A 12328-nucleotide genomic window follows, 5' to 3' on the forward strand; every position below is an offset into this window, starting at 1 on the left:
GGGTTCCAGTCTAGCCCCTCAGGAGCTCCATCAGGGCCGCCGCGTCCAGCCTCGCCGGGGTGGACGCGCCTTCCAGAAGGTCGTCGGCCAGCTGGCGCTTGCGGGCGTGGAGGTCCACGATGCGCTGCTCGATGCTGCCGCGCAGGACGAGGCGGTAGATGGTCACGGGCCGGGTCTGGCCGATGCGGTGGGCGCGGTCCGAGGCCTGGTCCTCCACGGCGGGGTTCCACCAGGGGTCCATGTGGATGACGTAGTCGGCGCCCGTGAGGTTCAGGCCGGTGCCGCCGGCCTTGAGGCTGATGAGGAACACGTCGCCTTCGCCCCGCTGGAAGGCGGCCACGGCCTTGGCGCGGGCGCGGGGCGGGGTGCTCCCGTCCAGGTGGAGGTGGGGGACGCCCTGCGCGTCCAGGGCCCTGGCCAGGAGGTCCAGGTGATCGGTGAACTGGCTGAAGACCAGGGCCCGGTGCCGGTTCTCCCGCAGGTGGGCCACGAGCTCCAGGAAGGCCTCCAGCTTGGAGGAGGCCAGGCCCAGGCCGGGCTGGACCAGGTCGGGATGGCAGCAGGCCCGGCGCAGGCGCATGATGGCCGCCAGCACCTGGATGGGCTGGCCGCCCTCGCTGAGCTCCTCCAGGCTCCGCTGGCGGATGGCCTCCAGGAGGGCCTCCTCCCCGGCGCTGGGCTCGACCTCGAGGGTGATCTCGGTGCGCGGGGGGAGTTCCTCCAGCACCTGGGCCTTGGTGCGCCGCAGGAGGAAGGGGCCCACGAGCCGCTTGAGGCGCTGGAGGGCCTCGGGGTCGCCCTGGCGTTCGATGGGGAGCTGGAAGCGGCGCTGGAAGACCTCGAAGGAGCCCAGGAGGCCGGGGTTGAGGAAGCGCAGGATGTTCCACAGCTCGCCCAGGTGGTTCTCCACGGGCGTGCCGCTGAGGACGAGGCGGAACCCGGCCTGCAGCGCCATGGCGGCCTGGCTGCGCTTGGTGAAGGCGTTCTTGATGGCCTGGGCCTCGTCCAGGACCACGGTGGACCAGGCGACCTTGGCCAGGCGCTCGGATTCCAGGTGCAGGAGCCCGTAGCTGGCCACGATCAGGTCCATGGGCCCGGCCTGGGCCAGGAGGGCCTCCCGGTCCCCGTCGGCGAGGTTGCGGACCCGCAGGGCCGGGGCGAACCGGGCGGCCTCGTGCTCCCAGTTGGCGCAGACGCTGGTGGGCGCCACCACCAGGGCGGGGCCGCCTCCTCCCCGGGCCAGGAGCAGGGCGAGGGCCTGGAGGGTCTTGCCCAGGCCCATGTCGTCGGCGAGGCAGGCCCCCAGGCCCGCGTGGGCCAGGCGCATCAGCCAGCGGTAGCCCTCCTCCTGGTAGCCGCGCAGGCCGGCCTCGAGGGTGGCGGGCAGGGCCGGTTCCAGGGCCATGGCTCCGCGCACCCGGGCCATGCGGACCTTCCAGGCGCGGTCGCCCTCGAACGAATCCAGGCCCTCCCCCAGGTCCCCCAGCAGGGCCGCGGCCCCGGCGTGGAGGCGGAGCACCTGGCCGTGGAGCTCGCCCAGGGCGTTGAGGTCGAGGAGCCGCCTGCGAAAGGTGCGGGAAAGGGCCAGGAACGTGCCGTCGGCCATGGGCAGGAAGCGGCTGGAGCTCGTCTCCAGGTGGTCCAGGACGGCCTTGAGGTCCAGGACCTTCGCGCCGTCGAGGCGCAGCTCGCCCCGCACGTCGAGCCAGCCGCCCCCGGCCTCCGCCTTGAGGCGCATGGACTCGAGGCCCACGGTGCGCGGGGGCTTGAGGTGCCGGCCTTCGGGCCACACCACCGGGTAGCGGGCCTTGGCCGCCTCGGCCTCCAGGAGGAGTTCCAGGCAGGCCTCCGGGTCCGAAAGGCTCCAGTTCCAGTCCTCGGAGCCGCCCAGGGTGGGCAGGGCCGCCACCAGCCCCGCGGCCTCGCGCCCCTCGGCCTCCAGGTCCCGGTGCACCAGGAGCCGGCGTCCCCCCTGTTCCACCACGAGGCTGGCGCCGCCTTCGCCCGGAGGAAGGCCGGGGCCTCCGGGCACGGGATGGACGCGCACCTGGGCGCGAAGGCCGTCGCCCGCGGGCACCAGGACCAGGGTGGGGAGGGTGCCGCCCTCGAGGCGCGTGAGGCCGGCCCGGGCCGAGGCCTCCTCGCCCATGCCCACGTCGGAGTGGATGTCCACCAGCGGCGCCACCGCCGCCAGGGACTTCAGGAGCCGCTCCCGGGCCGAGGCGGGCACCACGAGCCGCTCGCCCAGGAGCTCCCGCAGCCGTTTGTGCTGGTCCTGGAACACGAAGATGCGGGTGCGCCGCGGTCCCTCCTCCCGGGCCAGGACCCCGCCGGGGCCGGGCTCGGGCTCCAGGCGCAGCTCCAGGGTCTCGCCCTTCCGGCGCACCCGCAGCTCGGGCTTGCCCTCCACCAGGTCCATGGGCCGGCCGTCCCAGTAGACGCTGGGGTGGCCGACCAGCGCGGCCACGGCCTCGCTGCCTTCCACGTGGTAGGTGAAGTCCGCGCCGAAGTGTCGGTCGGCCTTGATGGATGAGATGGCCCGGTGGTCCTGGGCGGTGAGGTAGTCGTAGGCCCGGGGGTTCTCCCGCAGCTTGCGCAGGCTCACGGGGCGGCCCCGGTTCCACTCGCCCTTGGCGTCCAGCTTCTGCTCCCGGGCCTGCACTTCGAAGGTGCCCTCCTCGAATTCGTGGGGAGCCACGAACCAGGCCAGGCGCGCGGTCCTGGGCGCCCCGGGGGCCGGGGCCCCCATGCGCTCCAGGCTGTCCAGGGCCCGCTCCCAGGCGGCCTCCCGGGGCACCAGGTCCAGGAGGGGGCTGGGCCGGGCGTCCTCGCCGCGCAGGCGCCGCTGCAGCTCGAGCAGCTCGCGCGTGAACCATCCGAAGGGCAGGGGGGCGCAGGCCCGCAGGGCCCGCTCGGGCAGGTCGGGAGGCGGGGTCTCGCCGCCCAGGTGGGCCGCCACGGCCGAGAGCACCAGGCCCAGGGGGGTGAGGTCCCGGGGCAGGCGCTGGGCCAGGCCGTGCTGGGGGCGGGCGCCGGAAAGGAGGCGGTACAGGTGGGCGAGGATGACCGGGAGGTCCCGCAGGGGGCTGCCCAGTTCGCCCCGGTTCAGGAGGGCCAGGCGCTCCTCCACCCTGCGCAGGGCCGCGGGCTCGCGGGTGCCCAGCAGGGCCAGGATGTGGAAGGGCTCGTGGAGGCCGGGAAGGGCCGCGGCCTTCTTCCGGGTTGCCTTGCGCAGGGTCTCCAGGGAGGCCCCGTAGTGCCTGGCGGCCAGGGCGGGGTTGCCCGCGGCCAGCGCGGCCAGGCCTTCCAGGTTGGTCCAGGAGAAGTGCTCCCGCGCCTTGGCGGGCTGGGCGTCCATCCAGGCCCGGGCGTCCCCGGCGCGGCCCATGAGGATGAGGTAGAGGATCAGGGGGAAGGCCGCGGAGCTGGGCGCGGGCTTGCGGGTGCGGGCCTCCATCCACGCCAGGAAGCCCGGGTCGGGGAGGTTGTGGAGGAGGTGGTCCTGGAGGAGGGCGTTGCAGCCGTGGGCCTGGGCCGCGGGGTCCAGGGCGTCGAACCACTCCGCCTCGAAGGGTCCGCCGCACACCAGGGCCAGGGGGTCGCGGTGGCCGGTGGCGGTGACGAACTGCTCGGCGAAGCGGTCCCGCAGCGGCAGCCAGCGGTCCGTGCGGCCCTCCATGAACTCCAGGCGCAGCTCCGCCCGGCTCCGCATGGCCCCGTCGGGCACCATGCCCCCGCCGCCCCCGGCGGGAAGCCCGGCCTGGAGGATGCGCCGCAGCAGGCCCCGGGCCTGGGCGAGGCGCGCCGCCGATTCCAGGCAGCGCTCCGCGCAGTGCCAGAAGTTCCGGCGGTCCACGACCAGGCCCTTGGCCTTCAGGCGCTCCAGGAGGTCCTGCACCTTCCGGGGATTGTCCGCCCACGCCGGCGCCTGGGGATGCACGCCCGCGCGGGCCAGGGCCTGGGCCAGGTGGCTGTTGGTGGCAGGCAGGCCCAGGCCCGCCAGGCCCATGAGGACCGCCTGCTCCTCCTCCGGAAGCTGGCGGAGGCCGGCGAGGTTCATGGGGCCGTCCGTCATTTTCCGGACCGGATCCGGGCGCAGGCGGCCCTGGAGCCGGGGCCCGGATCCCTGCCCCAGGCGCGATCGGCCGTTCGTTCCAGGGACCCCGTCCCGTTCCGATCCCTGGACAGCCCTGGTTTCACGATCCCTCCACCAGCACCATCTTATCGGGACCCCGCCGGAATTCCCGGATCTCCGCAGCCCCGGCCGTCAGCATCCTGGAGCCGTTCGGGAGTAGGATGAGCCATGAAGAAGTCCGCGAGCCCCTACCGCCTGAGGCAGCCCGGCGACCCGCACGAGGAGCTCGTCCTGATCCAGCTCCAGGACCACGATGCCCGGCCCCCCGCCTCCGTGGGGGTGGATTTCCTGTCGGGATTCCTGTTCGGAGCCGTGGCGCACCAGCCTTCCCGCAGTCCGGAGCGGAGGCTGACCTGGGGCGGGATCCTGGTCCTGTCGGGGGCCTTCGTGGCCATGGCGCTCTGGCTGGCCTCGGTGCTGAGGAGGTAGGTACGCGGCGGACCCGGCGCGGTGCGCCGGGTCCGTGGCGGGCCGGGGACGGTCAGAACTGGTGCGCCTCCGTGCTGCCGGTGAGGGCGAGGGTCGAGGCCAGGCCGGAGCTGAGGGTCTCGGAGACCGCGTCGAAGTATCCCGTGCCCACCTCCCGCTGGTGGCGGGTGGCGGTGTAGCCCCGGGGTTCGGACGCGAATTCCGCGGTCTGGAGCCGGGCGTAGGCGGTCATGCCCTCGTCCCGGTAGGCGTCGGCCAGCTCGAACATCGTGTGGTTGAGGGCGTGGAAGCCCGCCAGGGTGATGAACTGGAAGCGGTAGCCCAGCCTGCCCAGCTCCTGCTGGAAGTCCGATATCTGGGCGTCCGTGAGGTTCTTCTTCCAGTTGAAGGACGGGGAGCAGTTGTAGGCCAGGACCTTGCCGGGATGGGCGGCGTGGATGGCCTTGGCGAAGGCTTCGGCCTGGGCGAGGTCGGGCCTGGAGGTCTCCATCCAGAGCATGTCGGCGTAGGGGGCGTAGGCCAGGCCCCGGGCGATGGCGCACTCCAGGCCGCCCTTGAGGCGGAAGAAGCCCTCGGGGGTGCGTTCGCCGGTGAGGAAGGGGCGGTCCCGCTCGTCGATGTCGGTGGTGATGAGCATCGCGGAGTCCGCGTCGGTGCGCGCCACGAGGACCGTGGGCACGTCCAGGACGTCCGCGGCGAGGCGGGCCGAGACCAGGGTGCGGATGAACTGGCCCGTGGGCACAAGCACCTTGCCCCCGAGGTGGCCGCACTTCTTCTCGCTGCTCAGCTGGTCCTCGAAGTGCACCGCTGCGGCGCCGGCCTCGATCATGGACTTCATGAGCTCGAAGGCGTTGAGGGGGCCGCCGAACCCGGCTTCCGCGTCCGCCACGATGGGCAGCATCCAGTCCCGGGTGGTGCCGCCCTCGGCGTGCTCGATCTGGTCGGCCCGCTGGAGGGCGCCGTTGATGCGCTTGACCAGCGCGGGCACGGAGTTGGCGGGGTAGAGGCTCTGGTCGGGGTAGGTCTGGCCCGAGAGGTTGGCGTCCGCCGCCACCTGCCAGCCGGAACAGTAGATGGCCTTGAGGCCGGCCTTGGCCATCTGCACGGCCTGGCCGCCGCTGAGGGCGCCCAGGGCCGGGACGAACGGCTCGAGCTTCATGAGCTCCCAGAACCGCGTGGCGCCGCGGTGGGCGAGGGTGTGGGCCACCTTGACGGTGCCCCGGAGGCGCTCCACCTGGCTGAGTTCGTAGGGGCGGAGGATTCCGGTCCAGCGGGATTCGAAGGGCGTGATCATCGGGACACCTCGGAGGGGACCGGCTCCAGGAGCAGGTCGTAGGCGGGAAGGGTGAGGAAGGGGGGCGGGACGCGGGCGAGGATGAGGGTCTCGAAGAGGTCCGAGGCCTCCATGAACCGGCCCTCGGCGAAGTCCGCTTCGCCGACCTCCGCCCGGATCTGGAACAGGGCGTCCTCCACGAAGGCGTGGAAGAGGGGGCGATCCAGCTGCCCCAGGTGCTCGACTTCGGCGCCGTGGCGGATCCACTGCCACACCTGCATGCGGCAGATCTCGGCCGTCGCGGCGTCCTCCATGAGGCCGTAGAGGGCCACGCAGCCCTGGCCCCGGAGCCAGGACTCCAGGTAGCGGATGCCGACCTTCAGGTTGTGGCGGAGGGCCTTCTCGGTGCGCGCGCCCTCGGGCACGGCCAGGAGTTCGGCCGCCTCCACGGGACCGGGGATGCGGTCCAGCTGGTTGGGGCCGGCCAGGTGCTCGTCGAAGGGGGCTTGGGCGACAGGCACCAGGGCGGGGTGGGCCACCCAGGTGCCGTCGCAGCCGTCCCGGACCTCCCGCAGCTTGTCGGCGCGCACCTGGGCGAAGGCCAGGGCCGTGCCTTCCTCGTCGCCCCGGCAGGGCACGAAGGCGCTCATGCCGCCCAGGGCCAGGCAGCCCCGGCGGTGGCAGGTGCGCACCAGGAGCCGGGCGTAGGCGCGCAGGAACGGCTGCTCCATGTGCACGAGGCCCCGGTCCGGGAGGATGGCGGCCGGGCTCATGCGCCGGGTCTTGATGAAGGAGAAGATGTAGTCCCAGCGGCCCAGGTTCAGGCCCGCCGCGCGCCCCCGGTGCTCGAAGAGGATCTCCTCCATCTGGAAGGCCGCCGGGAGGGTCTCGATGAGCAGGGTGGTGCGCACGGAACCCCGGGGCAGGCCCAGCTCCGCCTCGACGGCGCCTAGTACCTGGTTCCACCAGCGGGCTTCCAGGTGGTGCTCGAGCTTGGGAAGGTAGAGGCAGGGGGTGCCGCCCCGGGCGAGGATCTCGCCGGCGTTGTGGTAGAGGAAGAGGCCGGCGTCGAAGAGGCACGCGGGGATGGGTTCCCCGTCCACCTCCAGGTGGCGCTCGGGGAGGTGGAGGCCGCGGGGGCGCACCATGAGGGTGGCCACGTGCTCCTCCAGGGCGTAGACCCTGCCGGTGGGCGGATCCAGGTAGCGGAGCGTGCCGCGCACCGCCTCGCCGAGGTTGCGCTGGCCCTCGACCAGGTTCTCCAGGGTGGGCGCGAGGCTGTCCTCGAAGTCGGCCATGTAGACCCGCGCTCCGCTGTTGAGGGCGTTGATGAGCATCTTCCGGTCGGGGGGGCCGGTGATCTCCACGCGGCGGTCCAGGAGGAGGGGGGGCAGGGGAGCAACCAACCAATCGGACTGCCGGATCTCCCGGGTCTCCGGGAGGAACCCGGGGAGCTCGCCGGCGTCGAAGCGGGCCTGGCGGACCTCGCGGTTATGGAGCAGGACCTCCAGGCCGGGGCGGAAGGAGCGGGTGAGGTCCTCGAGGAAGGCAAGGGCGCCGTCGGTGAGGATCGTGGGGTCCGCGTGGTAGGGGAAGGTGGACCAGGCCATTCCGGGAAGGAGCTTCGTCGACATTTGAACCTCAGAGAATTGATCTCAGTCACAAATTGACTTAATCTGGGTGAACCGCAAGATCTCTTTGAAATTCAACCCGTTGATTTGTCACAAAAGGCAAAGCGACCGTCCGTGAATTTGTAAATCTTGTAAAGGCCACCCCGATGCCCGAAACCTCCGCCCAGAGGCCCGCCCCCAAGCTCGGGGCCAAGGTGCGCGCCCTCCGCCGCCAGGAGGGCCTCAGCCAGGTCCAGATGGCCGAGCGCCTCTCCATCAGCCCCAGCTACCTGAACCTCATCGAGGCCAACAAGCGCCCCCTCACGGCCAACCTGCTCATCCACCTGGCCCACGCCTTCAAGGTGGACCTGAAGAGCTTCGCCCCCCAGGAGGACCAGCGCCTGGCCGAGGACCTCATGGAGGCCTTCGGGGACCCCATGTTCGACACCCTGGACCTGCCGGCCTCGGAGGTGCGCGAGCTGGCCCAGGGCTGCCCCGGCCTGGCCCGGGCCGTCTTCTACCTCTACCAGTCGTACCGGGAGGGGCGCCGGCAGATGGACACCCTCTCGGACCAGCTGAGCGACGGCCAGGGGTACGCGCCCCCCGCCACCCTGCCGCCCTCGGAGGCGGCGGGCGACTTCATCCAGCGGTCCATGAACTACTTCCCGGCCCTGGAGGCGGCGGCGGAGGACCTCTGGAGCCGGGCTTCCCTGGACCAGGACCTGCTCTACACCGGGCTGATCGAGGTCTTCAAGGGCTACGGCGTGAAGGTGCGGGTCCACCGCGCCGGGGACGCCCCGGGCATCCTCCGCCGCTACGACCCGGAGACCCGGGTGCTCAGCCTCTCGGAGCTCCTGCCGCCGCGCAGCCGGGCCTTCCAGATGGCCCACCAGTGGGCCCTGCTGGCCCTCCGGGAGGTCCTGGACGAGCTCATCCACGATCCCCTGGTCACGGACGAGACCACGCGGGCCATGGCCCGGGTGGCGCTGGCCAACTACTTCGCGGGGGCCGTGCTCATGCCGTACGGGACCTTCTTCCGGGCGGTGCGCGCGGGGCGGTACGACATCGAGCTGCTCTCCCGGCGCTTCGAGGCCAGCTTCGAGCAGGTGTGCCACCGCCTCACCACCCTTCGCAGGCCCGGGGAGGAGGGCGTTCCCTTCCACTTCCTGCGCATCGACATCGCCGGCAACATCTCCAAGAGCTTCTCGGCCTCCGGCATCCGCTTCGCCCGGTACTCCGGGTGCTGCCCCCGGTGGAACATCCACGCGTCGTTCCTCACCCCGGGCCTCATCCGCACCCAGATCAGCGAGATGCCCGACGGCGTGAAGTACTTCTGCATCGCCCGCACCCTCCAGAAGGACACCGGCACCTACCGCGGCCAGCACGCCATGCAGGCCCTGGGCCTGGGCTGCGAGATCGCCCACGCCCGCGAGCTGGTGTATTCGGACGGGCTGATGCTCGAGCAGCCGCCCGTGCCGATCGGGGTCACCTGCCGCCTCTGCGACCGCGCCGACTGCGAGCAGCGGGCCTTCCCGCCCCTGCACCAGGGGATCCAGGTGGAGGAGCGGGTGAGGCGCAGCAGCTTCTTCGCCCACCTGGGGGATGGATCCTGACTAGGCACCCGGGGAAAGTGCCGTGATAATCAGGTGCTTTCCCACACATCTTCCCTGGGTGCCCATGGCCGGATTCCGTTCCCACGTTGCAGCCGCCTTGCGCATGGCCCTGGCGCTGCTCCTGGCCACCGGAGCCATCGCGGGGGCGCCCCCGGGGGCCGGTCCGGTGCGCGTGTTCAACGCGGCCGACGGGGTGCCCCAGATGGCCATCTACGCCCTGGCCCCGGACCGGGAGGGCCGCCTCTGGGCGGGCACCCTGGCCGGCGTGGCCCGGTTCGACGGCCAGACCTGGAAGAGCGTGGAGGGCCCCCCCAGCCGCTACGCCCTCCTGGTGAACGCCAATTCCATGATGTGCGCCTCCGACGGCAGCATGTGGATCGGGACCCGGTTCCAGGGCTACCTGGAATACCGCCACGGCGCGTGGAAGGCGCATGACGACCGGTCCGGGCTGCCCATCAACAACGTCAACGGCATCCTCGAGAGTTCCCGCCAGGACCACTCCGGCCGCCGGATCCTCTACGGCGCCACCCACGGCAAGGGCATCGTCGCCTACCAGGACGGCGCCTGGCAGCGCGTCGGGGGAGAACTGGCGGAAGAGAGGACCTTCTGCCTCCTGGAGCGGGAGGGCGCCCTCTGGGTCGGCTCGGCCCGCGGGGTCTGGATCATGGAGCAGGGCCGCTGGCGCCCCTTCGAGGCCAACGGGTCCCTCGCGGACCCGCTGGTGCGCACCCTGGCCGAGACCACGGAGCCCGACGGCTCCCGCTGCCTCTGGATCGGCACCGAGAAGGGCGGCCTGTACCGGTGGCGCCGCGGCCGGCTCGAGGCGCTCCCCATGAAGGAGCATATGGGCAACACCAGCGTCCGGGCCCTGCTGGCAGGAGCCGACGGGTCCATGTGGGTGGGCACCTCCGGCGGCGGCATGGCCCAGATCCACGGCGACCAGTGGCTCGTGCGCGGCACGCACAGCGGCCTCCAGTCCGACTTCATCCGCTGCCTGGCGTTCACGCCGGGGGGCCCCGACGGCTCCGCCCTCTGGGCGGGGTCGGACGGCAAGGGCATCTTCCGCATCCACTCGGGCGGGTGGCGGCGCGTGACGGTGCCCTGGCCCCACGCGGACCCGCGGGTCCAGGGTTTCGCCGAGACCCGGAATCCCGCCACGGGCCAGCCGGTGCTCTGGATGGGCAACACCTATCTGGCCAGACTGGAGAAGGGCGTCTACACCATCTTCCGCCCCAACCTGGATGCGGCGGGCGAGACCATGCGCAGCCTCTTCGCGTTCCCGGGAGACCAGGACCTCTGGTTCGGCTTCGGCGGCAGCCTCGGGCGGTTCTCCGGGGGCCGGTTCCGGTTCTGGACGGAAAAGGACGGATTCCCCCAGGGCACGGTGCGGGTGCTGGCCGGGACGCGGGACGCCAAGGGGACGCGGATCCTCTGGATCGGCACCAGCCGCGGGCTGGTGCGGTGGGACGGCCGGACCTTCCTGGACGTGCCGCCGCCGCCCGGAGACCCCAGGCCCTCGGTGCGCAGCCTGGAGGTGGACGGCCCGCGGCTCTGGGTGGGCACCGACAAGGGCCTGGCCTGCCTGGAGGGGGATGCGTGGCTGACGCCCGGCGCCCAGGCCTCCTTCCCGCCGGTGGGGGTCCACGCCATGCTCCGCCTGCCGTCGGGAATGATGGTGGGCACCTTCGGATCGGGCGTGCTCCAGTTCGAGAACCCCCGCGGCTCCGCCGGACACCGTTCCTTCACCACCCGCAACACCCCGGCCCTGCGGCAGGATCTCGTGTACGACCTCGTGCAGGACGCCGCCGGCCGGGTCTACGTGTCCAGTCCCCGGGGCGTGGCCCGCGTGGACCCCGCCCGGGGCTGGTCCTGGGACAACTTCAGCACCGAGGACGGCCTGCCGGGGATGGAGTGCATCAAGGGGTCGCTCTTCCGGGACAGCTCCGGGCGCATCTGGGTGGGGACCGAGGACGGGCCGGCCTGGCTCGAGCCCGGGACCGCCGCCCAGGATCTCGTCCCCAAGCCCCTGGTGTGGGATTCGGCGGTGGTGCGGGGGCGATCCGTGGCGCAGGACGCCCAGCTTTCCCACAAGGACCAGGGCATCCGGTTCGAGTACCGCCTCCTGACCGGGCACCGGGAGCAGGACACGGTCTACCGCACCCAGCTCCAGGGCCTCCAGGACGCCCCCGGGGACTGGTCCGCCCTCTCCTACACCCAGTACCCCAGCCTGCCCGCGGGCCGCTACACCATGCTGGTGTGGGCCCGGGACTACGCCGGGAACCAGACGGGGCCGCTGGGCTTCGCCTTCCGCATCCTGCCGCCGCCCTGGTTCAGCCCCCTGGCCTGGGCCGCCTACGCGGTCCTTCTGGGAGGCGGTGTCCTGGCCCTCCTGCGCCTTCGCACCCGGGTCCTGGCCGACCGCAACCGGGAGCTCGTGGAGCGCATCGGGGAAGCCACCCGGGAGATCGAGCTGCGCCGGGAGGAACAGGAGAAGCTGAACCGGGAACTGGTCCTGCTGAACCTGGAGAAGACCCAGTTCATGGGCATCGCCGCCCACGACCTGCGCAACCCCCTCAACACGATCATCCTGGTGTCGGACGGGCTCGTCACCGGGGACCTGGAGGACTGCCCGCCGGAAATCCAGCCCTGGGTCCGCAAGATCGCCACCTCGGCCCACCACATGACCGCCCTCATCGACGAGTTCCTGGACGTCAACGCCATCGAGAGCGGCAGGTCGAAACCCAGCGTGCGCATCCTGGGCGTCGAGGAGATCCTCGATCCCATGGCCAGCCTCTACAGGCTGCGCCTGGAGGCCAAGGGCCAGACGCTGGTGATGGAGGGGGCCGGAGGCCCGGGCCGGATCCTGGCCGACCCCAACCACCTGCGGCAGATCCTGGACAACCTCCTGTCCAACGCCTCCAAGTTCTCGCCGCACGGGGCGGTGCTGCGGATCCGGGTGGTCCCGGGCCCCGCCACGACCCGGCTGGACGTCATCGACCAGGGCCCCGGCGTCCTGGAATCGGAGCGCGGCAATCTCTTCAGGCGGTTCTCCAAGCTCTCGGCGCGCCCCACCGGCGGGGAGAGTTCGTCCGGCCTGGGCCTCAGCATCGTCAAGCACCTGGTGGACGCCAACCACGGACGGATCTGGGTGGAGAACCAGCCCGGGGGCGGCTGCGCCTTCTGCGTGGAAGTGCCCTCGGCCCTGCCGGCGGGAGACGGTCTCATTCTCGCTGAAAAAAATTGACCGCCCTGAATAAAAATTGAATCA

At 72.0% G+C, this 12328-nt stretch carries 6 protein-coding genes; 3 read left to right on the forward strand and 3 right to left on the reverse strand.

What is annotated here, in order from left to right:
- Positions 1–10 precede the first annotated feature (10 nt).
- Positions 11–4060 (reverse strand): SNF2-related protein, encoded by a 4050-nt coding sequence (locus tag ACZ5MC_RS10205; RefSeq protein ID WP_464517676.1) that lies wholly within the window; start codon positions 4058–4060, stop codon positions 11–13.
- Positions 4061–4303: 243 nt separating this feature from the next.
- Here ACZ5MC_RS10205 and ACZ5MC_RS10210 point away from each other — a divergent pair, with 243 nt between their 5' ends.
- Complete coding sequence (locus ACZ5MC_RS10210; RefSeq protein ID WP_306600233.1) at positions 4304–4564, forward strand: hypothetical protein; 261 nt, start codon at positions 4304–4306, stop codon at positions 4562–4564.
- 52 nt (positions 4565–4616) lie between these two features.
- On the opposite strand, the gene aceA is transcribed toward ACZ5MC_RS10210, so the two are convergent.
- A complete protein-coding gene (gene aceA / locus ACZ5MC_RS10215) occupies positions 4617–5858 on the reverse strand; it encodes an isocitrate lyase (RefSeq protein WP_464517677.1) in 1242 nt (413 codons plus the stop codon).
- Positions 5855–7471: a malate synthase A gene (aceB, locus tag ACZ5MC_RS10220; RefSeq protein WP_464517678.1), complete on the reverse strand. Its 1617-nt coding sequence runs from the start codon at positions 7469–7471 to the stop codon at positions 5855–5857. Before aceB ends, aceA begins: the two co-directional genes overlap by 4 nt.
- Before the next feature lie 143 nt (positions 7472–7614).
- Here aceB and ACZ5MC_RS10225 point away from each other — a divergent pair, with 143 nt between their 5' ends.
- Both ACZ5MC_RS10225 and ACZ5MC_RS10230 read left to right on the forward strand, forming a co-directional pair.
- Positions 7615–9060 carry a helix-turn-helix domain-containing protein gene (locus ACZ5MC_RS10225; protein ID WP_306600236.1) on the forward strand — a complete coding sequence of 482 codons (1446 nt, stop codon included), beginning with the start codon at positions 7615–7617 and terminating at the stop codon, positions 9058–9060.
- A gap of 64 nt (positions 9061–9124) precedes the next feature.
- Positions 9125–12304, forward strand: a complete 3180-nt coding sequence (locus ACZ5MC_RS10230; RefSeq protein ID WP_464517679.1) for a sensor histidine kinase — start codon at positions 9125–9127, stop codon at positions 12302–12304.
- Positions 12305–12328: the final 24 nt, after the last annotated feature.

It is taken from the genome of Mesoterricola sp. JemC181, from assembly GCF_055384585.1.